This is a genomic window from Solwaraspora sp. WMMB762, from assembly GCF_049179115.1.
Lineage (GTDB): Bacteria > Actinomycetota > Actinomycetes > Mycobacteriales > Micromonosporaceae > Micromonospora_E.
In genome coordinates this window covers 6,106,498-6,130,171 of the sequence record NZ_JBMHMD010000001.1, presented here as the reverse complement: position 1 = coordinate 6,130,171, position 23,674 = coordinate 6,106,498, and the positions used below count along the sequence as shown (strand labels likewise).

At 69.7% G+C, this 23,674-nt stretch carries 16 protein-coding genes, 1 pseudogene and 1 riboswitch; of the genes and pseudogenes, 9 read left to right on the top strand and 8 right to left on the bottom strand.

The features are described from left to right. Nucleotides 1-26: 26 nt before the first annotated feature. The 3 genes from ACN27J_RS27545 to ACN27J_RS27535 all read left to right on the top strand — a co-directional run bounded on the left by ACN27J_RS27545 (nt 27) and on the right by ACN27J_RS27535 (nt 2,542). Entirely contained in the window at nt 27-434 is a 408-nt protein-coding gene (locus tag ACN27J_RS27545) for a YciI family protein (RefSeq protein WP_421370664.1), read from the top strand. After that, a complete protein-coding gene (locus tag ACN27J_RS27540; RefSeq protein WP_421370662.1) occupies nt 431-1,576 on the top strand; it encodes an RNA polymerase sigma factor in 1,146 nt (381 codons plus the stop codon). The genes ACN27J_RS27545 and ACN27J_RS27540 overlap by 4 nt, the downstream gene beginning before the upstream one ends. Nucleotides 1,577-1,639: 63 nt before the next feature. Then, nucleotides 1,640-2,542, top strand: coding sequence for an ADP-ribosylglycohydrolase family protein (locus ACN27J_RS27535; RefSeq protein WP_421370660.1), 903 nt, complete (start codon nt 1,640-1,642; stop codon nt 2,540-2,542). A 57-nt stretch (nt 2,543-2,599) separates the two neighbouring features. Here the strand turns inward: ACN27J_RS27535 and ACN27J_RS27530 are convergent, their stop codons facing one another. Then, complete coding sequence (locus tag ACN27J_RS27530; RefSeq protein ID WP_421370658.1) at nt 2,600-3,463, bottom strand: bifunctional 5,10-methylenetetrahydrofolate dehydrogenase/5,10-methenyltetrahydrofolate cyclohydrolase; 864 nt, start codon at nt 3,461-3,463, stop codon at nt 2,600-2,602. Nucleotides 3,464-3,476: 13 nt separating this feature from the next. Continuing rightward, nucleotides 3,477-3,556, bottom strand: a riboswitch (ZMP/ZTP riboswitch). 501 nt (nt 3,557-4,057) lie between these two features. Here ACN27J_RS27530 and ACN27J_RS27525 point away from each other — a divergent pair. The 3 genes and pseudogenes from ACN27J_RS27525 to katG form a co-directional block, all read left to right on the top strand. After that, a pseudogene (locus ACN27J_RS27525) lies at nt 4,058-5,164 on the top strand (endo-1,4-beta-xylanase); the annotation flags it as partial. 1,384 nt (nt 5,165-6,548) lie between these two features. Then, on the top strand, nt 6,549-7,001 hold the full coding sequence (locus tag ACN27J_RS27520; RefSeq protein ID WP_278174335.1) for a Fur family transcriptional regulator: 453 nt from the start codon (nt 6,549-6,551) through the stop codon (nt 6,999-7,001). Beyond that, nucleotides 7,001-9,277 (top strand): catalase/peroxidase HPI, encoded by a 2,277-nt coding sequence (katG, locus tag ACN27J_RS27515; protein ID WP_421370656.1) that lies wholly within the window; start codon nt 7,001-7,003, stop codon nt 9,275-9,277. The genes ACN27J_RS27520 and katG overlap by 1 nt, the downstream gene beginning before the upstream one ends. Nucleotides 9,278-9,339: 62 nt before the next feature. Here katG and ACN27J_RS27510 read toward each other — a convergent pair whose 3' ends face one another. The 7 genes from ACN27J_RS27510 to ACN27J_RS27480 all read right to left on the bottom strand — a co-directional run bounded on the left by ACN27J_RS27510 (nt 9,340) and on the right by ACN27J_RS27480 (nt 19,332). Next, nucleotides 9,340-11,052, bottom strand: coding sequence for an FAD-binding oxidoreductase (locus tag ACN27J_RS27510; RefSeq protein WP_421370654.1), 1,713 nt, complete (start codon nt 11,050-11,052; stop codon nt 9,340-9,342). A gap of 325 nt (nt 11,053-11,377) precedes the next feature. Further along, on the bottom strand, nt 11,378-13,414 hold the full coding sequence (locus ACN27J_RS27505; RefSeq protein WP_421370651.1) for a beta-galactosidase: 2,037 nt from the start codon (nt 13,412-13,414) through the stop codon (nt 11,378-11,380). Further along, nucleotides 13,411-14,100 (bottom strand): hypothetical protein, encoded by a 690-nt coding sequence (locus ACN27J_RS27500; RefSeq protein WP_421370649.1) that lies wholly within the window; start codon nt 14,098-14,100, stop codon nt 13,411-13,413. Before ACN27J_RS27500 ends, ACN27J_RS27505 begins: the two co-directional genes overlap by 4 nt. Beyond that, nucleotides 14,093-15,640 carry a GH39 family glycosyl hydrolase gene (locus tag ACN27J_RS27495; RefSeq protein ID WP_421370647.1) on the bottom strand — a complete coding sequence of 516 codons (1,548 nt, stop codon included), beginning with the start codon at nt 15,638-15,640 and terminating at the stop codon, nt 14,093-14,095. Before ACN27J_RS27495 ends, ACN27J_RS27500 begins: the two co-directional genes overlap by 8 nt. Nucleotides 15,641-15,701: 61 nt before the next feature. After that, complete coding sequence (locus tag ACN27J_RS27490) at nt 15,702-17,351, bottom strand: extracellular solute-binding protein (protein ID WP_421370645.1); 1,650 nt, start codon at nt 17,349-17,351, stop codon at nt 15,702-15,704. 59 nt (nt 17,352-17,410) lie between these two features. After that, nucleotides 17,411-18,337, bottom strand: a complete 927-nt coding sequence (locus ACN27J_RS27485; protein WP_421370643.1) for a carbohydrate ABC transporter permease — start codon at nt 18,335-18,337, stop codon at nt 17,411-17,413. Continuing rightward, nucleotides 18,334-19,332, bottom strand: a complete 999-nt coding sequence (locus ACN27J_RS27480; protein WP_278174323.1) for an ABC transporter permease — start codon at nt 19,330-19,332, stop codon at nt 18,334-18,336. Before ACN27J_RS27480 ends, ACN27J_RS27485 begins: the two co-directional genes overlap by 4 nt. A 297-nt stretch (nt 19,333-19,629) precedes the next feature. Here ACN27J_RS27480 and ACN27J_RS27475 point away from each other — a divergent pair, with 297 nt between their 5' ends. The 3 genes from ACN27J_RS27475 to ACN27J_RS27465 all read left to right on the top strand — a co-directional run bounded on the left by ACN27J_RS27475 (nt 19,630) and on the right by ACN27J_RS27465 (nt 23,500). Further along, nucleotides 19,630-20,715, top strand: a complete 1,086-nt coding sequence (locus ACN27J_RS27475) for a LacI family DNA-binding transcriptional regulator (RefSeq protein WP_421370640.1) — start codon at nt 19,630-19,632, stop codon at nt 20,713-20,715. A 39-nt stretch (nt 20,716-20,754) separates the two neighbouring features. Beyond that, nucleotides 20,755-21,747: an acetylxylan esterase gene (locus tag ACN27J_RS27470; RefSeq protein ID WP_421370638.1), complete on the top strand. Its 993-nt coding sequence runs from the start codon at nt 20,755-20,757 to the stop codon at nt 21,745-21,747. 175 nt (nt 21,748-21,922) lie between these two features. Further along, entirely contained in the window at nt 21,923-23,500 is a 1,578-nt protein-coding gene (locus ACN27J_RS27465) for a S8 family peptidase (protein WP_421370637.1), read from the top strand. The last annotated feature ends 174 nt before the right edge of the window (nt 23,501-23,674 follow it).

Here is a 23,674-nt window from a genome sequence, read left to right as displayed (position 1 = left end):
GGCCGTACCTCACCAAGGAGACCAAGATGGCCAAGTACCTGTTGCTCAAGCACTACCGGGGCGCGCCGGCGGCGGTCAACGACGCACCGATGGATCAATGGACGCCGGAGGAGGTCACGGCCCACATCCAGTACATGCGTGACTTCGCCACCCGGCTGCAGAGCACCGGCGAGTACGTCGGCGAGCAGGCGCTCTCCCCGGAGGGTACGTTCGTCCGGTACGACGGTGAGGGGCGGCCACCTGTCACCGACGGCCCGTTCGCCGAGACCAAGGACCTGGTCGCTGGATGGATGGTGATTGACGTCGAGACCTACGAGCGCGCGATCGAGCTCGCCGGTGAACTGTCCGCGGCTCCCGGCGCGGGTGGCAAGCCGATCCACGAATGGCTCGAGGTGCGACCGGCCTACGGCGAGCAGACCACGGCCACCGAGTGAACGAGTCCCAGCTGCGGGAGCTGGTCCCTGCGGTGATCGGTGTCCTCGTCCGTCGCGGAGCCGACTTCGCGACGGCCGAGGACGCCGTGCAGGACGCCCTGGTCGAGGCGGTACGCAGGTGGCCCGACGACCCACCCCTCGACCCCAAGGGCTGGCTGGTCACGGTGGCCTGGCGCAAGTTCCTCGACGCGCTACGCGCCGACACCTCCCGGCGGCGGCGGGAGGAGCTGGTCGAAGCCGAACCGATGCCCGGGCAGGGCACCGCAGTGGACGACACGCTGGCGCTGTACTTCCTGTGCGCACACCCGGCCCTGACCTCGGCCTCGGCGGTCGCGCTCACGCTGCGGGCGGTCGGCGGCCTGACCACGCGGCAGATCGCGCAGGCATACCTGGTGCCGGAGACGACCATGGCCCAGCGGATCAGCAGGGCTAAACGGACCGTCGGCGACGTCCGGTTCGATCAGCCCGGTGATGTCGCCACCGTGCTGCGCGTGCTCTACCTGGTCTTCAACGAGGGCTACTCCGGCGACGTCGACCTCGCCGCCGAGGCGATCCGGCTCACCCGCCAGCTGGCGACCATGATCGATCACGAGGAGGTCGCCGGCCTGCTGGCGCTCATGCTGCTGCACCACGCCCGGCGTCCGGCACGGACCGGCCCCGACGGCCGGCTCGTGCCGCTCGCCGAGCAGGACCGCAGCCGGTGGGACACCGCTCTGATCGCCGAGGGCATCGACGTGCTCCAGGCCGCGCTCACCCGCGACCGGCTGGGCGAGTTCCAGGCACAGGCGGCCATCGCCGCGCTGCACGCCGACGCCCGGACCGTCGAGGAGACCGACTGGGTGCAGATCGTCGAGTGGTACGACGAACTGGTGCGCCGCACCGACAGCCCGGTGGCGCGACTCAACCGGGCTGTCGCGGTCGGCGAGGCCGACGGTGCGCGAGCTGGTCTGGCTGCCCTGGCAGAACTCGATCCGTCCCTGCCCCGGCACACCGCCGTCGCGGCACATCTGCACGAGCGCGACGGTGATTTGGTGACCGCAGCGCGGCTCTACGCCAAGGCCGCCCGGTCAGCGCCCAGCCTGCCCGAGCGCGACCATCTCACCCGGCAGGCCGCCCGGCTCAACACGCAGCTGCGAAGTTGACGGTGACCCGCGGTGGCTCCGGCCTTCCGAACCACCGACGTAACTGGCAGAGTCTGCTGCAACATGACGTCGCTCGACCTCTGCTACGACAGTCTTGACGGGCTTTCCGTCGGTGATGCCCTCGGCGCCCAGTTCTTCGTCCCCGGCAGCAGCCTTGCCGCGTTGCTCGACGGGGGCCCGCCGGCCGGGCCGTGGCCGTGGACCGACGACACCGAGATGGCCTGCTCGATCGTCGCCGAGTTGCGGGAGCATGACGGCATCGACCAGGACAGCCTGGCTGCCCGGTTCGCCGAACATTTCGAGCCGTACCGTGGCTACGGAGCCGGCGCGGTGGTCCTGCTGCGCCAGGTCCGCCAGGGCGTCGGGTGGCGGGACGCGGCCGCAGCGGCGTTCGACGGCCAGGGATCGATGGGCAACGGCGCGGCGATGCGGGTGGCCCCGCTCGGCGCGTTCCACGCTGGCGACAACCGTACCGCCGCTCGGCAGGCCTGGCGGTCGGCGGAGGTCACCCACGCCCACCCGGAAGCCATCCTGGGCGCGGTCGCCGTCGCCATCGCGGCGGCGGAAGCCGGCTGGTGCCGGCTGACCCGGTCGCGGCCCGAGCCTGCCGAACTACTCGACGTGGTGCTGGCCCATCTGATCGACGGCCGACTGATGTCCGGCATCGTCCGGGCCAGGCGGTTGCTGGGGGTCGGCGTCGCCGAAGCGGCGTACGAGTTGGGCAACGGCGCGCAGGTGCTGGCCTTCGACACCGTCCCGTTCGCGCTGTGGGTCGCCGCGACCCGGCTCCACGACTACCCGGCGGCGATCCGCGCATGTGTCGAGGCCGGCGGTGACGTCGATACGACCGCGGCGATCGTCGGGGGGATCGTGGCCGCGTACACCGGCTCCGGACCGGGCGGGATACCCACAGAGTGGCTGACCCGCCGCGAGCCGCTCCCCGACGAGGTACGCCCGACCCGGTAGCACACCGCGAAGGGTCGACGACCACGGTGGAAGCTGCTCGGGGCCGGGCCGCGGCTCCTACCTGGTCGCCCGTTCGGCGCTGTGTACGGCGTTGCGGAACAGCATGGCGACGGTGGTCGGTCCGACGCCGCCGACGCGCGGGGTGATCGCGGAGGCGACCTCGGCGCAGGCCTCGTCGACGTCGGGCAGGAGGCGGCGGCCGGCGTAGCGGACACCGGCGCCGATCACCACCGCTCCGGGCCGGACGTGCTCGGGCCGGATGATGCCGGGTACGCCGGCCGCCGCGATCAGGATCTCGGCGCGCCGGGTGTAGCGGGGCCAGTCGGCGACTCCGGTGTGGACCACGGTGACGGCAGCGTTGGCGGTCGGGCGTTTCTGGGCCAGCAGCATGGCCAACGGTCGGCCGAGGGTGGCGCCCCGGCCGAGGATGACCACCTCCCGGCCGGCGATTGGGACCCGGTGGTGGGCCAGCAGCGTCTCGATCCCGGCCGGGGTGCACGGCACGGGCCCCGGCATCCCGACGGCGAGGCGACCCATGTTGAGCGGGTGCATCCCGTCGACGTCCTTGTCCGGGTCGAGGCTCTGCAGGGCGGCGTCGTAGTCGAGGTGGCCCGGGACCGGGTACTGGATCAGGACGGCGTGCACCCGACGGTCGGCGTTGAACCCGGCGATCACCTCGAGCAGGTCGTCCTGGGTGGCGTCGGCGGGCAGATGCCGGTGCGGTGAGTCGAAGCCCAACTCGGCGGCCTGGCGCTGTTTGAGGCGGATGTAACCGGCGCTGGCGTCGTCGTCGCCGACCAGAATGGTGGCCAGGCTGGGTCTGACACCGCGTTCGCGCAGGACGGCCACCCGCCGGGTGACATCGGCGAGTACGGCTTCGGCCACCGGCGCGCCGGGCAGCAGTCGAGCGGTCGTGGGCATGGGAGTCCTTTCGGACGGGAGCCCAGGCGGTCGACTCCCGTGGCCGGCTCCCCGATGGTCCACCATCCCGTGCCGCCAGTCGCACTGACTGCCGAGAATACCGCGCCGGGGGCACCCGGCTCCCTCTCTGGACCTGGTACCGAAACTCTTCCGGAAATGAACTCGCTGTCTACATCGGTCGACTAGGTTCATGGTCGTCGCCCGCCCAGGAAGCGGCAACCTTGTCAGCTCGGACAACTCAGCCATGCTGCGCTACAGCTCGTGGATGACATCGAGGTACGGCACTGAACTTTTTCCGGAAGTTTGCCGGAACTTGTTGACGCCAGAGGTGTTATCGCTCACAGTCTATGGATGCAGGGAGGGCAGGCGCCCCTGCAACCTGGTCGTCCACCAGGAGCCGGGCACCCACCGCCACGCCACCCACGCGCGCGCTAACGCTCACACGCGTGGCGTTCGACGCAGCCTCCGTCCATCCCGGGCCGCGGCTCGGTTTGACGCTGCCTGTCCAACGACGACCGGACCACGTGCACGGCCCCGAACCACGCCTCGACAGGCGTGGCCTAACTTCTGTCAGAAGGGAAGGTCATGTATCCCATGGCAAGACCCGTCGGACGCCGTCTGGCGTTCGGACTGTCGGCCGCCGCGGCCACGCTCGTCGCGGCCGTGGCCGCATTGACTGCGACCACGCCGGCACACGCCGACGAGGCCACCCTGGGGGCGGCCGCCGCCCAGTCCGGCCGCTACTTCGGCACCGCCGTCGCCGCCAACAAACTCGGCGACTCGACCTACGTGAACATCCTCAACCGGGAGTTCAACAGCGTCACCGCCGAAAACGAGATGAAACTCGACGCCACCGAACCACAACAGAACCAGTTCAACTTCACCAACGGCGACCGGATCGTCAACCACGCCATCTCCCGCGGCATGGCCGTCCGCGGCCACACCCTCGCCTGGCACTCCCAGCAACCCGGCTGGATGCAACAGATGGAAGGCAACGCCCTCCGCCAGGCCATGCTCAACCACGTCACCCGCGTCGCCTCCTACTACCGAGGCAAAATCCACACCTGGGACGTCGTCAACGAAGCCTTCGAAGACGGCAACTCCGGCGCCCGCCGCAACTCCAACCTCCAACGCACCGGCAACGACTGGATCGAAGCCGCCTTCCGCGCCGCCCGCGCCGCCGACCCCGACGCCAAACTCTGCTACAACGACTACAACATCGACAACTGGTCCTGGGCCAAGACCCAGGCCGCCTACAACCTCGTCCGCGACTTCAAACAACGCGGCGTACCCATCGACTGCGTCGGCCTGCAGTCACACTTCAACTCCCAGTCCCCCTACCCCTCGAACTACCGCACCACCCTGTCCAGCTTCGCCGCCCTCGGCGTCGACGTACAGATCACCGAACTCGACATCGAAGGCTCCGGCAGCAGCCAGGCCAACGCCTTCCGCGGCGTCGTCAACGACTGCCTCGCCATCGCCCGCTGCACCGGCATCACCGTCTGGGGCATCCGCGACAGCGACTCCTGGCGCAGCTACGGCACCCCACTACTGTTCGACAACAACGGCAACAAGAAGCAGGCGTACGACGCCACCCTCGCCGCACTCAACGCCGGCGGCACCCCGGTCAGCCCGTCGCCGTCGGTCTCGCCCACCGCCGGCCCGTCGCCCAGCACCAGCCCGTCACCCAGCCCACCGCCGGGCGACAACCCGTACCAGCGCGGCCCGGACCCCACCCGCGACAGCGTGGCCGCCAACAGAGGCACCTTCGCCACCGCCGAGATGAGCGTGTCCCCCGGCAACGGATTCAACGGCGGATCGATCTACTACCCCACCGACACCAGCCAGGGCACCTTCGGTGCGGTGGCGATCGTGCCCGGCTACACCGCACGGTTCGCCGACGAGGAAGCCTGGATGGGGCACTGGTTGGCGTCCTTCGGCTTCGTCGTCATCGGCGTCGAGACCAACAGCACCAACGACTTCGACACCGCCCGGGGCACCCAGTTGCTCGCCGCGCTGGACTGGCTCACCCAGAGCAGTCCGGTCCGCGACCGGATCGACGCCAGCCGGCAATCGGTGATCGGTCACTCGATGGGCGGCGGTGGGGCACTCCACGCGGCCGGTAACCGGTCCTCCCTCAAGGCCGCTGTCGGGCTCACCCCGTTCATGCCGTCGGGAACCCCGGCCAACAACCAGGTGCCGACGTTGATGATCGCCGGCACCAACGACACGGTGGTCGCCCCGTCGTACGTCACCGACCTGTACAACGCTCTGCCGTCCACGACGGAGCGCGCCTACATGGAGTTCGTCGGTGCCGACCATCTCTTCCCGACCCGGCCCAACAACCTCGAAATGCGGATCCTGATCCCCTGGCTGAAGACCTTCGTCGACAGCGACTCGCGGTACACCCAGTTCCTGTGCCCGTTGATGGACTCCAGCGGCATCGCCGGATACCGCAACAGCTGTCCCCTGCTGCCGGATCAGCCGACGCCACCTCCCACGCCGACGCCCAGCCCGACGACGCCCAGCCCGACGACGCCTACCCCCGACCCGACGACGCCGGGCCCGGGAACCTGCACCGCGACGATGTCGACCGGTCAGGTCTGGGGCGACCGCTACAACACCTCCGTGACGGTCACCGGGACCAGCAACTGGACCGTCGTGGTGGCGATCACCCCGCCGCAGCGCATCTCGGCCACCTGGAACGGCAACCCCACCTGGGACTCCAGTGGGAACGTGATGACCATCCGCGCCAACGGCAACGGCAACGTCTTCGGCTTCACCACCATGTTCAACGGCAACTCCTGGGCCCGGCCCCAGATCAGATCCTGTACGGCCGGATAGCAGGCAAGCTCTGAACGCGGCGGACCGCGGATCGTCATCGAGCGATCCACGGTCCGCCGCGTCGCTGCACCGCACGCGTCGCTGCACCGCCCCGTGCCGATAGCGCCGGCTGGGCCGTCATCCCCGGCCTGACAGATCCGCCACCCCCGGCCTGACCTGCAGGTTTCCGCCCATCGTGACACCCGCACGGCCCACCGCGCGGAAACTTGAATGATTCCAGAAAACGGCCTATCGTGGCCCGGTGACATCCGACCTCGAGGCGCAGTTGAGGGCGGCCTCGTTGCGGGTGACCCGGCCGAGGCTGGCAGTCCTCGCGGCGCTACGCGACCGCCCGCACGTCGACACCGACACGGTGCTCGACCTGGTGCGCGCCGACCACCCGACGGTGTCCCACCAGGCGGTCTACGATGTGCTGCGGGTCCTCACCGACGCCGGGCTGGTACGGCGCATCCAGCCGGCCGGCGCGACCGCCCGCTACGAGCGGCGGGTCGGGGACAACCACCACCACGTCGTCTGCCGCTCCTGCGGCGTGATCGCCGACGTCGACTGCGCCACCGGATCCGCCCCCTGTCTCACCGCCTCCGACGACCACGGTTTCACGGTCGACGAGGCGGAGGTCGTCTACTGGGGCACCTGCCCCGGCTGTGCGACCGACAACGCCACTTCGTTATCGGCCAATCCGGAAGGGAACTGATGAGCGACATCCAGAACAACGGTCCCACCAGCGCACAGGGTGTGGACAAGATGGCGGCGTCCGGCTGCCCGGTCGCCCACGACTCGGTGACCGCGCACGGCAGCGAGAGCGAGAACCCGGCGATCGACTCGCCAACTCCCAAAACGGGCGGGCGGCCGCGTACCAACCGGGACTGGTGGCCCAACCAGCTCGACCTGTCGGTGCTGCACGCCCACTCGCCCAAGGGCAACCCGCTGGGCGCGGACTTCAGCTACGCCACGGAGTTCGCCAAGCTCGACGTCGAGGCCCTCAAGCAGGACATCACCAAGGTTCTCACCACCTCGCAGGACTGGTGGCCGGCCGACTTCGGCCACTACGGCGGGCTGATGATCCGGCTGAGCTGGCACGCCGCCGGCACGTACCGGATCGAGGACGGCCGGGGCGGCGCCGGCGACGGCGGGCAGCGCTTCGCCCCGCTGAACAGCTGGCCGGACAACGCCAACCTGGACAAGGCCCGCCGGCTGCTCTGGCCGGTCAAGGCCAAGTACGGCCAGAAGATCTCCTGGGCCGACCTGCTGGTGCTGGCCGGCAACGTCGCCCTGGAGTCGATGGGCTTCAAGACCTTCGGCTTCGCCTTCGGCCGGGAGGACGTCTGGGAGCCGGAGGAGATCTTCTGGGGCCCGGAGGACACCTGGCTGGGTGACGCCCGCTACCTCTCCGAGAAGGAGATGGCGACCGGGGTAGGCGCCACCGAGATGGGCCTGATCTACGTCAACCCGGAGGGCCCGCGCGGCAACGCGGACCCGCTCGCGGCGGCCCACTTCATCCGGGAGACGTTCGCCCGGATGGCGATGAACGACGAGGAGACCGTCGCGCTGATCGCCGGCGGCCACACCTTCGGCAAGACCCACGGTGCCGCCGACGCCGACGCCCACGTCGGCCCGGAACCGGAGGGCGCGCCGATCGAGGCGCAGGGCCTGGGCTGGCTGAGCACGTACGGCAGCGGTAAGGGCGGCGACGCCATCACCAGCGGCCTGGAGGTCACCTGGACCGACAAGCCGACGCAGTGGAGCAACCGCTTCTTCGAGATCCTCTTCGGGTACGAGTGGGAGCTGACCACCAGCCCGGCCGGTGCCAAGCAGTGGGTGGCCAAGGACGCCGAGGCGATCATTCCGGACGCGCACGACCCGGCGAAGAAGCACAAGCCGACGATGCTCACCACCGACCTGTCGCTGCGGGTCGACCCGGCGTACGAGAAGATCTCCCGCCGGTTCCTGGCCAACCCGGACGAGTTCGCGCTGGCCTTCGCCAAGGCCTGGTACAAGCTGCTGCACCGCGACATGGGCCCGGTCAGCCGGTTCCTCGGGCCGTGGGTTCCCGAGGCCCAGCTGTGGCAGGACCCGGTGCCGGCCGTCGACCACGAACTGGTCAGCGACGCCGACGTGGCCGCGCTCAAGGCGAAGGTCCTCGACTCCGGGCTGAGCACCGCGCAGCTGGTCAGCACCGCCTGGGCGTCGGCGGCGAGCTTCCGCTCCACCGACAAGCGTGGCGGCGCCAACGGTGCCCGGGTGCGGCTCGAACCGCAGCGCAGCTGGGAGGTCAACCAGCCGGAGCAGCTGGCCACGGTGCTGAGCGCCCTGGAGAGCATCCAGCAGGAATTCAACGCGGCCGGCGGCGCGAAGATCTCGCTCGCCGACCTGATCGTGCTGGCCGGCTCGGCCGCCGTCGAGAAGGCGGCGCACGATGCCGGGGTCAAGGTGACCGTGCCGTTCCACCCGGGCCGCACCGACGCCAGCCAGGAGCAGACCGACGTCGAGTCGTTCGCGGTGATGGAGCCGCGCGCCGACGGGTTCCGTAACTACCTGCGGCCGGGCGAAAAGACTCAGCCGGAGGTCCTCCTGGTCGACCGGGCCTACATGCTCGACCTGTCCGCCCCGGAGATGACCGTGCTCGTCGGCGGTCTGCGGGCGCTCGGGGCGAACGTCGGCGGTACGCCGCACGGCGTGCTCACCGACCGGCCCGGCGTGCTCACCAACGACTTCTTCGCCAACCTGCTCTCCCCCGGCACCCGGTGGAAGGCGGCGGAGTCCGGCGAGCACGTGTACGAGATCCGTGACCTGGCCACCGACGAGGTCAAGTGGACCGCGACCGCGGTCGACCTGATCTTCGGCTCGAACTCGCAGCTGCGTGCCCTCTCCGAGGTGTACGCCAGCAGCGACGCCGGCGAGAAGTTCGTCGCCGACTTCGTCGCGGCCTGGGTCAAGGTCATGGAGCTGGACCGGTTCGACCTGTCCTGATCAAAGGTTCGAGGCTTCCGACAGGTTCGACGGCCGTTGCCCCGCTGACCCGGGTACCCGGGTCAGCGGGGACACCACTGGTTGGCGTAGCCGTCGACGGAGCCGCAGGAACCGATGCCCTGCGGGTAGGTGAAGAAGTCGGTCGGGTCGTACTTGCGTTTCACCTCGACCAGCCGCTGGTAATTGTCGCCGTAGTAGGCCCGCCGCCAGTCGGCCAGGTGCGGGTCCGGGAAGTTCTGGTACGCCCCGACCGGCGGCCGTCCGCTGAGGAGTTCGTCGTACAGGCCGGTCAACCAGGTGCCGTTCGCCAGGCCCACCTCGGGTGGGTCGTCGTCGGCCCAGCTCGCCTCGGCGGCCAGCACGAACAGGGCGTCGCGGTGCACGAAGGCGGTGGCGTCCGGCGGTACGTCGTTGATCTGCCCGCCCATGCAGAACAGTGCCACCCCGGCACCGTCCGGGTTACGGCTGCCCGGCCACCGCCGCAGGCCGGCGGCCACCGTCTGCAGCTGCGCCTCGTCCAGCGGGGACCGCAGCACCGCCGACTTGACCGCGAACTGCTGCGCCGGGGTGGTCGCGGACAGCAGCTCCGCCGCCTCAGCCGGGGGCACCTGCCGGATGCTGTCCCGGTTGGCCTGCCGCTCGGTGCGGGTGCCGACCGCCAGCGCAGGCCCGAGGATGCCGACGAGTTCGTCTGCGTACCCGTAGAATTGGCCGAGCGCGTCGGCGTACACCTGATGCTGTCCGCCGTCACCGACGGTGGTGCCGGCGCCGATCCGGCAGTCGAAGCGTCGGTCGGCCTGCTGCGCGGCGGCGATCTGCTGCATCGCGGACAGCGCCGGCACCACGCTGTCGGCACCCCAGCGCAGCTGGAAGCAGGTCACCTCGCCGCGCAGCCGCGCGTACCGGAAGGTGAACGAGGTGTTGACGCCGAAGTTGTTGCCGGCCCCGCCCCGGCAGGCCCAGAACAGGTCCGGGTCGGTGGTCTCGTCGCAGCCGGTCGTCGTGCCGTCGGCCAGCACCACCTCGGTCGCGGTCAGCCGGTCGCAGGTGAGCCCGAACATCTTGTCGTTGAACCCGATGCCGCCGCCGAGGACCAGCCCGGCCACCCCGACCGTCGGGCAACGGCCGGCCGGCACCAGGATTCCCTGCTGCCGCAGCAGTGGCCGCAGGTCGGCGTTGACCACGCCGGCTGCCACGGTGAGCAGGCCGGCGTCCGGAGTGACCTCGACCGGGCCGTACCGCTGCGGCGGCCGGGACACCGGGGCCGGTGCGACGACGCTGCCGCGCAGCCGGCTCATCACCACCAACAGTCCGTGGGTGGTCGAGTAGCCGGCGTAGTTGTGGCCGAGGCTCGACCGGGGCACCAGCGGCATGCCGACGTCCCGCGCCCAGCTGACCGCCGCCGCGACGTCCTCGGATGTCCCGGCGGCCAGGATCGCCGCCGGTTGTACGTTGGCGTACCGGTGGTTGAACGGGATGCTGAGTGCCTCGTAGCTCGCCCCGCCGCGCCGGTAGAGGGTGGCCTGCGCAGACAGCCGCCGTTGCAGCTCCGCCCACTGCCGGTCCGGCAGGTCCCGCCACGGGTTGGCGTCCCGGCCGGTGTCCGGTCCGATGTCCGGGTTCTGCGGCCTGACCTGGGCCGGCTGCTCGGCCGGGGTTCGGGTCGGCTCATCGGCCGGCGACGGTACGGCCGTGGCTGGTCGCCCGATCAGTCCGACCGCCGGGACCAGCCCGGCGACCGCGCCTGCCCGCAACGCCGTACGTCTGCTCACCATCGTCCGTGCTCCCCCGCTGGCACCGTCCGGATCAGCCGGTCGGTTCCGCCCCGGCCACCGCACCGACCCTGCCACCGGTCAGGGGCCACTCCTGCCCCTCGAAGACACATCACCCGTCCGGCGTACCCGGACCACAGCCGCTCTCATGATCCGCAGCGCTTCAGCTGACCGGGCCTCGGCGTGTCGGTTCGACAGAGCGCTGTGGATCATCGAGTCGCGGTGTCGGCGCGGCGGGCGGAGGGTGGTGCACCCTAGCTGGCGCGATAGGGTGCACCACCTTCGACCCGCCGCGTGACACGACGTCCCGACGGACGGCGGCGCGGCGTCAGGCGTCCTCGCGGAGCACGAGTACGCCGTACCGGTCCAGGCGCAGCGGCGCACCGGCGGTGACCCGTTCCCCGGTCAGCAGGTCGACCCCGGCGGCGCAGGCCGGCAGCTCGACCGGCTCCTCACCGTGGTTGAGCAGGAACCGGATCCGGGTGCCGTCCGGCGCGACCCGCACCGCCGACTCCAGGTCCGGCACGTGCGCGTACGGGCCGAGCAGTCCGTGCCGGTCCAGAATCCGGCGTACCACCCAGTTCACGCCCGCCTGGTCGAGCCCGGCGGCGACGTACCACCCTTCACCGGCGCCGAACCGGTTTCGGGTCACCGCCGGGGTGCCGGCGTAGAAGTCGGCCTGGTAGGTGCCGATCACCTCGGCGCCCTGCGGGATGACCAGCTCGAACAGCAGCGTGGCGGCGGAGACGACCGACCGGGCACCGTCGGCCGCCAGGGTGACCGGGTTGACCACGTCGGCTTCCCGGGCGTCCCATTCGTCGATCCGAATCCCCATCAGCGGGGCCAGCGGGCCCGGCACATCGGCCAGGAACGCCTGATCGTTCTCGTCGACCCGCCCGGACAGGTAGGTTCCCAGCACGGTGCCACCCTGCTGGGCCACCTCCGCCAGGCGGGCCGCGAGGTCGTCCTTGACCATGTGCAGAGCCGGCGCGAGCACCACGTCGTAGCCGGTCAGGTCGGCGGTGACCGGGACGACGTCGACGTCGATCCCGGCGTCCCACAGTGCCCGGTGATAGGCGAGTATCACCTGCTGGTAACGGACCAGCCGGGACGGGCCGTCGGAGATCTCCAGCGCCCACCAGCTGTCCCAGTCGAACAGGACCGCCACCCGGGCCGGGGTGCGGGCACCGAGCGTGACGCCGCCGAGCCGCGCCAGCTCCGCGCCCAGCTCGGCGACCTCGGTGAAGACCCGAGTGTCGGAGCGGCCGGCGTGGCCGATGACCGCCCCGTGGTACTTCTCGCTGGCTCCCCGACCGGCGCGCATCTGGAAGAACAGCACCGCGTCGGCGCCGTGCGCCACCGCCTGCCAGCTCCACAGCCGCAGGACGCCGGGCCGTTTCAGCGGGTTGACGTCGCGGCAGGCGGTAACGCTCGGGGTCTGCTCCATCAGCCAGAACGGCTGGCCGCCTTTCAACCCGCGGATCAGGTCGTGGGTGAGCGCCATCCGGGCCGCCGACCGGTCGTCGGGTGGGTAGTTGTCCCAGGAGGCGAAGTCGAGGTGCTCGGCCCAGCGGTGGTAGTCGATCGGCCGGTACATGCCCATGAAGTTGGTGGTCACCGGGGTGTCCGGGCTGGACTCGCGGATCGCCGCCTTCTCGTCGACGAAGTTGGCCAGCATCGCGTCCGACATGAACCGCAGGTAGTCGAGGGTGATGCCCTGGAACGCGGTGTGGTCGGGCCCGCGCCAGTGTTCGGTCAACGCCGACGGCGGCTCGATCTGCCCCCACTCGGTGAAGGTGTGCGACCAGAAGGTGGTGTACCAGGCGGCGTTGAGCGCGTCGAGGCTGCCGTACCGCTCGCGCAGCCAGAGCCGGAAGTTGGCGGCGCACAGCTCGCAGTAGCAGGCGCCGCCGTACTCGTTGTTGACGTGCCAGGCGACCAGGCCGGGGGTGCGCGCGTAGCGTTGCGCGACGCGCCGGGCCAGCTCCGTGGCGAGTCGGCGGTACGTCGGCGAGTTGGGGCAGGAGTTGTGCCGTTGGCCGAACCGGTGCCGGCGGCCGGAGAAGTCGACGCGGGTCACGTCGGGGTGGGCGCGGGCCATCCAGGCCGGATGCGCGCCGGTACCGGTGGCCAGGCAGATCTGCCGGCCCTCGACAACTGCCCGCTCGACGATGCGGTCCAGTGTGGAGAAGTCGTAGACGCCGGGACCGGGCTGGGTCAGGCCCCAGGTGAAGACGCCGACGGTGACGGTGTCGATCCGCGCCGCGTCGAACAGCCGGTAGTCGTCCTTCCAGACGTCCTCGGGCCACTGCTCCGGGTTGTAGTCCCCGCCGTACGGGATCTTCGCGACGTCGGGCAGCGTCACCTGGTGAACTCCTTCTCGATCGCCGTGATCATCGGTCGGCTGGTGCGCAGCAGCAGCAACGCCAGCACCGAGCCGGCCAGCGCCAGCACCGCCTCCGAGGTGTACGCGGTGATCCCGGCCGACACGACCCCGAGCGCCAGCACACCGAGGGAGGTGCCGGGCGTACGGGTCAGGAAGTGCGCGGCGAGCCGGGCCACGTCGCGGGCGCGGAACGCGAACAGCGAGGTGATCACCAGCGCGATGCCGCCCCAGACAGTCGCCGCGACCGCGACGAGGACCAGCAGCGCCGCCCACCAGCGCGGCACCCCGGCCGCGTCGAAGTAGGCCAGGTTGACCGCGACGACGGTCAGCCCGGCCAGCAGCGGCAGCCAGATCCGCAGCACCCCGCCGAGGTTGGCCCGGTAGCCGCGCCGAAAGTCGACGGACGGGGTCAGGTCGGTGATGTCGGGGCGGTGCCGGGCGATGGCGTACAGGGCGGCGGACAGCGCCGGGCCGACCGGGATGGCGCAGGCGGCGTAGATCGGGATGTTGCTGGGGTCGCGGGCCAGCAGCAGCGCCGGCACCAGGCCGGGCAGTACGCCGGCGAGCAGCAGCAGCTCGACGACGGTCAGCCGGTAGACGATCGCCGCGACCCTCGACAGCGGGCCGGTGCCGAACTGCCGCTGCGCGGCGGCCAGCTCACTCATCACGGCCGCCCTGTCCGAGCAGCCGCCGGTCGTCGCACCACGGCGGGGTCTCGTCGACCACCGGGGTGATCTCGACCAGGGTGACCTCGTGCCGGGTCAGGGTCAGGTCGACGTCGGCCCGGCCGTCGACGACCGGCAGCGCACGGTGGCTGCGGGCCGGTTCGGCGGCGGTACGCAGCGCGTCGAGCTGCGCCGGCCGGGGTGACCGGGGGCGGCCGAGCTCGCACCAGGCCCGCCAGGCGTTGCCGGCGTCGTCGCTGACCGACGAGCGCAGCAGGAACGCCGAGCCGGCCGGGGCGGTGACCGGGACCGACAGCGAGACGACGTGCCGGTCCGGGGAGGCCGTGACGTCGGTGACGTCGACCGGCGCCCAGGCCAGCACGGTGACCCGGCCGGTGTCGTCGTCGCGGGTGACCAGGTGGTCGGTACCCCGGGCGAGCACCTGACGGCCCATCCGGGCCATGAACGCGTACAGATGGTAGGTGGGTTTTCTGATCTGCCGGTGGGTGAGCAGACCGAAGCCGCCGTGGAAGATCGCGGCCGGGATGCCGACCTCCTCGAAGACGTCGCTGAACGTCCAGTAGGAGAACGAGTCGACCAGGTCGCCGCCGGCCGCGACGACCGGGGCCAGGTACGCGGCGTGGAACGCGGTGTCGTGGACCGGGTTGTCCGGCCGGTAGGAGGAGTTGAACTCGGTGATGTGCACCGGCAGGTCGGCCAGGGCGGTGCCGGCCAGGTGCTTGCGCGGGCTGGCGAACTGTTCCAGCAGGTGGTCGGCGGGCATCAGGGTCTGGTGGGTGCCGAACGGCACGTGCTGGGCCGGCCCCGAGGTGTACGCGTGGCGGCTGACGAAGTCGACCGGCACGCCGCGGTCGGTGACGTACTCGGCGAACGGCACCAGCCACTCGTCTGCGCCGGGGGATATGGCCGGCCCGCCGACCTGCAGGTCGGCGTCGACCTCCTTGACGGCGTGCGCGGTCACCTCGTACAGCCGGTGGTAGGCGGCCTGGTCGGCGCCTTGCCAGAAGATGTCCAGGTTGGGCTCGTTCCACACCTCGATCGGCCAGCTACGGACCTGCGCTAGGCCGTACCGGTCGACGAGGTTGCCGATGGTGGCGCGGACCAGGTCGGCCCACTCGGTTTCAGAGCGGGGCGGGGTGACGTTGCCGCGCCACCAGAAGACGGTCTGGTCGCCTGCGGCGAGTGCTTCGGGCATGAAGCCGAGCTCGATGAAGGGGGCGATGCCGAGGTCGAGGTAGGCGTCGACGATCTGGTCGGCGTAGGTGAACGAGTGGTGCACGCCGCGTCGGCCGGCGTGTTCGTACGGCCGGTGGATACCGACGCCGTCGCTGAGCAGCCCGTGCCCCCGGATGTAGCGGAAGCCGATCTCCTGCTGGACCAGGGCGAGGGACTCCTGGTAGTCGCTGCGCAGCGCGAGGTCGAACCGGCCGGTGCCGACGCAGGCCCGCCAGGCGTCCGGCAGGGCGCCGACGCCCTGCTGCGGTACGACGATCCGGGTCAACTCTGCTCCGCTCCTCATGATGGTGCCGGCTGTGCCGGTCGCGTCCCTGCCACGGACGCGACCGGCACCCCCCAGGTGGTCAGCCGTGCTCTTCCTGGTAGCGCTGGTACGCCCCGTTGACCAGGTCGATGTACTGTTGGGCGTTCTTGCCCTCGACCTCGGCGACGTAGGCGTCCCATTCGGACAGGTCACGCTGGCCGAGGATGAACTGCAGGGTCTGCTGCTGGACGTAGTCCTTCAGCGGGGTCTCCCAGAGCGTGGCCTGCTCGCGCTCCTCCTCGGTGAACGGCCTCGGCGGCGAGACCGGCAGGGTCTCCTTCTGCCCCATCGCCTCCTGGAACTTCAGCTCCTCTTCGGAGAAGGTCGACTGCAGCAGTTCGGTGGTGCCGCCGTAGGCGAACACCCCGTTGCTGAAGCCGAAGTCCTTCTGCAGGTGCTTGCTGGCGTCGGGGTTGATTCCGATGAAGTCGATGTCGGAGTCGAGGATCCACTTGCCGTCGGCGTCCTTGGTGTAGGTGACGCCTTCGACTCCCCACTTGGCGAACTCCTGGCCTTCGTCGGAGTACCAGAGCCAGTCGATGAACTGCATCATCGCGACGAAGTTCTCGCTCTCCCGCGCCTTGCTGGAGATCATGATGCCGTTCTCCAGGCGGGAGCCGGCCTTGACCGAGCCGACCGGGCTGTCCGGCCGGGTGATCTTGGCGATGGTGGCGTTCGGGTTGTTCTGCGCCAGCGCCGGCCGGTAGTCGTTGACCAGGGTCTGCGCGTTGGTGCTGATGACGAACGACTTGCCGGTGGCGAGCTTCTGGATCGCGGTGTCGTCGTCCTGGGTCACGCTTTCCGGGTCGAAGAGACCTTCGGCGACCAGCGAGTGCAGGAACTCCACCATCTCCTTGTACTCCGGCATGGTGCCGGTGAACACGAACTCCTGGGCCTCCCGGTTGAACGAGGCGTTCTGGTAGCCCCAGCCGCCCATCGTGTCGTAGCCGTACGACGGGCCGATGATGTTCTGCAGCGCGCCCAGCGGGGTGGGGATGCTCCACCGGTCCGACATCGGGTAGACGTCCGGGTACGCGGCCTTCATCGCCCGCAGCATCTCCCGGAACTCGTCCCAGGTGGCCGGCTCCTCGAGGCCGAGCTCGGCGAGGATGTCGGTACGTACGGCGATGGTGTAGTCGGTCCAGACGTCCTCGTGCAGACCGGGCAGCAGGTAGTACTTGCCGTCCTGCTGGCGCAGCGAGTCGATGTCACCCTGCAGGTTCCACTTGGCGACCTTGTCCTGGAAGTGCGGCATCAGGTCGACGTAGTCGCTGATCGGCAGGATCGCGCCGCTGGACACGTACGCCGCTTCCTGCCCGGGGTAGGTCTTCGGGATGATGAACGGCGCGTCGCCGGCGCCGATCAGCAGACCACGCTTCTGCTCGTAGTCGCTCAACGGCACCTCGACCGTTTCGAGCGACACGTTCGTGCGCTCGGTCAGCTCGTCCCAGAACATCCACTCCTTGTCGATCTGATAGTTGGGATGGTTGTTGTAGAGCAGGGAGAAGCTCAGCGCCTCGGTGGCGGTGAACTGGTCACCGACGCCGTAGCTCTCCATGGCACCGACCCTGTTGCCGTCCAGGTCCTCCGCCTCGGTTTCGCCGTCGCTGCCACAGGCGGCGATACCGAGTGTGAGGGCAAGGACACCAGCGGCGACCGCTGCGTGGCGGTGCCGGGATCGTTGGAACATCGGGCTTCCTTTCGTGTGCGGAAGGCATTCGATTGAATGGGGCGGACCTGTCCGCAGCGCTACCCCTTGACCGCGCCGAGCATGATGCCCGACACGAAGTAGCGCTGAATGAATGGATAGACCATGATGATCGGCAGTACGGTCAGGATAATCGTGACGGCCTGAATGTTCGCGGCCGCCTGGGCGAGGCTGTCGCTGCTACTTCCGGTGGAGGTCGCGGTGGTCGCCCCGGCGATCAGGTTGCGCAGGTAGACGGTCACCGGGAAGAGTTCGGAGCGGTCCATGTAGAGGAACGCGGTGAACCACGAGTTCCAGAACGAGACCGCGTAGAAGAGCACCATCGTGGCGATGATCGCCTTCGACAGCGGGATGACGATGCGCCAGAGGATGCCGTACGTGTTGAGCCCGTCGACGGCGGCGGCTTCCTCCAGCTCGGTCGGCAGGCTTTCGAAGAAGGCCTTCATGACCAGCAGGTTGAACACGTTGATCGCGTTCGGCAGCACGATCGCCCAGATGCTGTTCTTCAGCCCGAGGCTGGTGATCAGCACGTAGTTGGGGATCAGGCCACCGGAGAAGAACATGGTGAAGACGGCGATACCGACCAGCGCGCTCCGACCCTTGAGATCCTTCTTCGACAGGACGTAGGCGTAGCAGGTGGTGAGCACGATCGAGATGACGGTGGCGGTCACCGTGTAGACGATGGTGTTGCGGTAGTTGGTCCAGAACATCGAGTCGGACATCACCAGCCGGTAGGTGTCCAGGTTGAACCCGCGCGGGATGATGTTGACCTGGCCGGACCGGATGTAGCCCTCGTCGCTGAGCGAGCGGGCGACGATGTTGGCGAACGGGTAGAGCGTGATGATCACGACGCCGGTCAGGATGATCCCGTTGACCGCCCGGAAGATCCGGTAGCCGCGGGTGTCGTCGGGCCGGCGGGGCCGGCGTCGGGTCGGCTGGAACAGCTTGCGGGAGGCATCGACGGTCACCACAGGCTCGTCCCCACCGTGCGACGGGCGATCAGGTTGGCGGACAACACCAGGGTCAGCCCGATCAGCGCCTCGAACAGGCCGATGGCGGCGGCGTAGCTGAAGTTGCTGGAGACGACACCCATCCGGTAGAGGTACGTCGATATCACGTCGGCGGTGGGGTAGGTCAGCGGGTTGTACAGCAGCAGGATCTTCTCGAAGCCGACCGCCATGAAGGTGCCGATGTTGAGGATCAGCAGGGTGATCATGGTGGGCCGGATGCCCGGCAGCGTCACGTGCCAGGTCTGCCGCCACCGGTTCGCCCCGTCGATCCGGGCCGCCTCGTAGAGGTCCTCGTCGATCGTCGTGAGGGCCGCGAGGTAGAGGATCGTCCCCCAGCCGACGGTCTGCCACACCTCGGAGGAGACGTAGATGGTGCGGAACCAGCCCGGCTGCTGCAGGAACGGAATCGCATCACCGCCGAGCGCCCGGATGATCGAGTTGACCGTGCCGTCGACGGAGAGGATCTGCATCACCATCGCCGCGACGATCACGATCGACAGGAAGTGCGGCAGGTAGGACACCGATTGGACGAACCGCTTCATCCGGCGGGCGCGGACCTCGTTGAGCAGTAGGGCGAGCACGATCGGCAGCGGGAACACCACGACCAGAGTGAGCGTGCCGAGGATCAGGGTGTTGGTGAAGACCTGCCAGAACGTCGGGTCGGCGAGGAACATCCGGACGTAGCGCAGGCCAACCCAGTATTCACCGAAGACGCTGCCACCGGGCTGGAACCGACGGAACGCGATGACGTTTCCCAGCATCGGCAGGTAGCGGAAGATCAGGAAGAACACCAGCGGCAGGATGACCAGCGAGTAGAGCTGCCAGTCGCGGCGCAGCGCCCGCCGCCAGGTACGTGAGCGGGGCCGGCTCCGGCCGCGTCGAGGTAGCTCGTCGACCGGTGGCAAGGGCACCTGCGCCTGCGGCGACGCATCGACCGTGCTGGGGGTACTCATCCCAGTTGCCGCCCCTCACGTCCGGCCCGCCACCGGCCCCCTGCCGGCAGCAGGGAACGCCTCGCGGGACACATCCCTCGAAACTTTCGGAAATATGTGCGTTACCTTGCGGGGAACCTAAACTCCCCGGCATGGTGTGTCAAGGGTCACCGAACCGGACCTTCAACTGCATAGAGTGCGCTTGAGGTCGCTCCCATGTCACCGAGTCCCCACTCACCGCCACCACTGACACCCGCCGACCCGGGCTTACCAGCAGGTTTAGCTCCGGAAGTTTCGGTTACCTTACGTGAGGTACGCATGACAGAAGCGCCGCCACTGCCCCCAGCACGTCCCGCCGCACCGCCGACTCCCACATCCGCCCCGAGCACCGACCCACCGTCTCCGACGACCATCGCCACCATCGCCGACGAGGTCGGCGTCTCGATCACCACTGTATCCAAGGTCCTCAATGGTAAGGCAGACGTGGCGCCGCAGACCCGGGCCCGGGTGGAGGCCAGCCTGGCCCGGCACCAGTACCGCCGGCGGGCCCGGCGCCCGCCGATCCGGCACGACCAGATCGATCTGGTCTTCCACGAGTTCGACTCACTCTGGGCGATGGAGATCATCCACGGGGTGGAGACCATCGCCAGCGCCGCCGGTATCGGTCTCAACCTGACCCAGCTCGGCGGCCGGCACAGCCCGCCGGAGGACTGGCTCGACGGCACGGTGGCCCGCCGCCCGCTCGGCGTGCTCTTCGTCCTGTGTCACCTCACCGAACGGCAACAGGAACTACTCGCCCGCCAGCTCATCCCGTTCGTGGTGATCGACACCGACAGCGCCACGTCGGCGTCGGTGCCGACCGTCGGATCCAACAACTGGAACGGCGGGCTGATCGCCACCCGGCATCTGCTGCAACTCGGGCATCGGCGGATCGCCATCATCTCCGGGCCACGGGACGTGCTGTGCGCTCAGGCCCGTACCGCCGGATTCCGGTCGGCACACGACGAGGCCGGCCTGTCGGTCGCGGCCGACCTCGTCCGGCACGGGGATTTCTACGTCGATGCCGGCTTCGCGCACGGGATGGCGCTGCTGGACCGCCCGGACCGGCCGACCGCGATCTTCGCCGGATCCGACATGCAGGCACTGGGCGTACTCCGGGCCGCCCGCCAACTCGGCCTGGACGTCCCGCACGACCTGTCGGTGATCGGGTACGACAATGTGCCGGTCGCCGCCTGGACGGTGCCCGCGCTGACCACCGTCAACCAACCGCTGCGCGACATGGCCGGCACCGCCGCGCAGATGTTGCTGGACCTGGCCCGCGGTGCCGAGTTGTCGACCAGCCGCATCGACCTGGTCACCGAGTTGGTGATCCGGGAGAGCACCGCCCCGCCACCGCCCGCCTGAGCGACTGTCCACCGTGTACTTGTATTCCTGGGAGATTCAGTGCCCTCGTTTGATCTGCCGTTGCCGCAACTTACGACGTACAGCCCATCTGTGGCCGAACCAGCTGACTTTACGACATTTTGGAAGTCGACCCTGGACGATGCCGCCAGCCGTGAGGTGCTGATCGACGTCCGTCCGGAGCCAACGGACCTGCGCCTACTGGACACCTGGCAGGTGACGTTGCGCGGGTTCGGCGGCGACCCGGTCAACGCCTGGTACACCCGCCCGGCCGGGGTCGACACGCCGCTGCCGGCGGTCGTCGAGTACCTCGGCTACGGGCGGGGCCGGGGCCTGCCACACGAGCGGCTGACCTGGCCGGTCGCCGGCTACGCGCACCTGCTGATGGACGCCCGCGGCCAGGGCGACCAGTACGGCAACGGCGGGGACACCCCCGACCCGCACCCCACCACCGCCGGTGGCCCCGGGCCGGTGACCCGCGGGATCCTCGACCCGGCCGACTACTACTACCGCCGGCTGATCACCGACGCGGTCCGCGCGGTGGCCGCGGTGCGCGCGCTGCCCGGCGTCGACCCGGCCCGGGTGGTCGCGGCCGGCAACAGCCAGGGCGGCGGGCTCGCCCTGGCGGTCGCCGGCCTGGTCGACGACCTGGCCGCGCTGATCTGCACCGCGCCGTTCGGCTGCCACTGGCAGCGGGCGATCGAGATCACCGACAACGAGCCGTACGGCGACGTCGCCCGGTACCTCGCCGTGCACCGCGACGCCGAGCCGGCGGTACGCCGTACCCTGTCCTACTTCGACGGGGTGTCGTTCGCCCGCATGGCGGTGGCGCCGGCGCATTTCGGTATCGGGCTACGCGACACCACCTGCCCACCGAGCACGGTATTCGCCGCGTACAACCAGTACGGTGCCGGAAATGGGCGCCCGGATCCACCGGACCGGGAAATTCACCCGTATCCGTTCAACGGCCACGAAGGTGGCGAGGCGGAGCAGGTCCGCCGGCAGCTGCGCTGGCTACGCGAACTAATCCCCTGAAACGCCACTGGCCCGAACCAACAACTCATCTTCGGACCTCTGCCGCCATGTCGACACTGGACAGCAATCATTAACGTAGGTTAATGTCCTGCTGTCCAGTGCACTAAGCCGAGCAGCGGTAGCTGCCGCCTGCCCGCGTTTTCTCCGCAGGCAGGTGACCCAGAAGGGATCGAAGATGAGTGGACCCGGATCGTCCTGGTTCCGCAGGACGGCCACCAGCGGCGTAATGGCCGCGGCAGCGGCCCTGCTGCTGTCGGCAACCGCCTCCCCCGCCTCCGCCGCCCCCGGCGAGATCCTCGGGGCCGACAGCCCGGACGCCATCGCCGGCAGCTACATCGTCGTCTTCTCCGACGGCGCGACCGCGAGCAGCCAGGCGCGCACCACGGACCTGGCGGCACGGTACGGCGCGAAGGTACGGCACGTCTACTCGCACGCACTGCGCGGCTTCGCCGCGACGATGAGCGAGTCGGCGGCCCGGCGAATCGCCGCCCGACCCGACGTGGCCTACGTCGAGCAGGACGGCGTGGTCCGCACCGTCGCCACCCAGACCAACCCGCCGTCGTGGGGACTCGACCGGATCGACCAGCGCGACCTGCCGCTGGACAACCGTTACACCTACCCGACCACGGCGCCCACCGTCCGCGCGTACGTCATCGACACCGGGATCCGCACCAGCCACAGCACGTTCGGCGGCCGCGCCAGCTGGGGCACCAACACCACCGGGGACGGCAACAACACCGACTGCAACGGCCACGGTACGCACGTCGCCGGCACCATCGGCGGATCGCAGTACGGGGTCGCCAAGGGCGTCGCGCTGGTCGCCGTCAAGGTACTCAACTGCGCCGGATCGGGTTCGTTCTCCGGGGTCGCCGCCGGAGTGGACTGGGTCACCGCCCACCACGCTCCCGGGGTGCCCGCCGTGGCGAACATGAGCCTCGGCGGTCCCGGGAGCAACACCACCGTCGAGAACGCGGTCCGTAACTCGATCGCCGACGGGGTGGTCTACGCGATCGCCTCCGGCAACAGCAACGCCAACGCCTGCAACTACACGCCGGCCCGGGTCGCCGAGGCGATCACCGTCAACGCCAGCACCCGCACGGACGCCCGGGCGTCGTTCTCCAACTACGGCAGTTGCACCGACATCTTCGCCCCCGGCGAAGGCATCACCTCGGCCTGGCACACCAGCGACACCGCCACCAACACGATCAGCGGCACTTCGATGGCCGCACCGCACGTGGCCGGCGCGGCGGCACTGATCCTCGCCACCACCCCCAACATGTCCCCGGCGCAGGTGGCCAGCACGATGTTCGCCAACTCGACGCCGAACAGGATCACCAACCCGGGCAGCGGCTCACCGAACCGGCTGCTGTTCGTCGCCCAGGGCGCGCCATCGCCGACCGCGGTCCTCTACCGCTTCTGGAACGGCCGTGACCACGTCAGCTCCACCGACACGTCGCTCTCCGGCTACCAGCGGGAGCACGCGCTGGGCACGGTACGGAACAGCCAGGTCTCCGGCACCCGGGCGCTCTACCAGTGCCGGGTCGGCGGCTGGGACTACATGACGTCGCTCGACGCCAACTGCGAAGGGCAGCAGGTGATCGGGCGGATCGGCTACGCCTACACGTCACCGCCGACCGGGTCGTACCGGACGCTCTACCGGTGCCGGATGTCCAGCGGCGACCATTTCGACTCCGTCTCCAGCAACTGCGAGGGGCAGATCGTCGAAGGCCGCCTCGGGTACCTGGCCAGCTGATCCCTCGGCCGCCGAGTCTGGTGCGGTGGTACCCCGAGGGCCACCGCACCAGGTTCCGGCCGACACGCCATGCGCCGGCCACCGCTTCGGTCGCCTCTGCGAACAGGGCAGAGCGGCGACCGACCACCGGGCTCCGGCGCCGGCACTGGCCAAGCGCCATGCGATCATTGACAC

Bases quoted from the DNA above. Each gene is read 5' to 3' on its own strand.
- katG (WP_421370656.1), top strand. From the start codon at position 7,001: ATGAGCGACATCCAGAACAACGGTCCCACCAGCGCACAGGGTGTGGAC.
- ACN27J_RS27530 (WP_421370658.1), bottom strand. From the start codon at position 3,463: ATGCCCACGACCGCTCGACTGCTGCCCGGCGCGCCGGTGGCCGAAGCC.
- ACN27J_RS27465 (WP_421370637.1), top strand. From the start codon at position 21,923: ATGAGTGGACCCGGATCGTCCTGGTTCCGCAGGACGGCCACCAGCGGC.
- ACN27J_RS27545 (WP_421370664.1), top strand. From the start codon at position 27: ATGGCCAAGTACCTGTTGCTCAAGCACTACCGGGGCGCGCCGGCGGCG.
- ACN27J_RS27510 (WP_421370654.1), bottom strand. From the start codon at position 11,052: ATGGTGAGCAGACGTACGGCGTTGCGGGCAGGCGCGGTCGCCGGGCTG.
- ACN27J_RS27535 (WP_421370660.1), top strand. From the start codon at position 1,640: ATGACGTCGCTCGACCTCTGCTACGACAGTCTTGACGGGCTTTCCGTC.
- ACN27J_RS27495 (WP_421370647.1), bottom strand. From the start codon at position 15,640: ATGAGGAGCGGAGCAGAGTTGACCCGGATCGTCGTACCGCAGCAGGGC.
- ACN27J_RS27490 (WP_421370645.1), bottom strand. From the start codon at position 17,351: ATGTTCCAACGATCCCGGCACCGCCACGCAGCGGTCGCCGCTGGTGTC.
- ACN27J_RS27480 (WP_278174323.1), bottom strand. From the start codon at position 19,332: ATGAGTACCCCCAGCACGGTCGATGCGTCGCCGCAGGCGCAGGTGCCC.
- ACN27J_RS27475 (WP_421370640.1), top strand. From the start codon at position 19,630: ATGACAGAAGCGCCGCCACTGCCCCCAGCACGTCCCGCCGCACCGCCG.
- ACN27J_RS27500 (WP_421370649.1), bottom strand. From the start codon at position 14,100: ATGAGTGAGCTGGCCGCCGCGCAGCGGCAGTTCGGCACCGGCCCGCTG.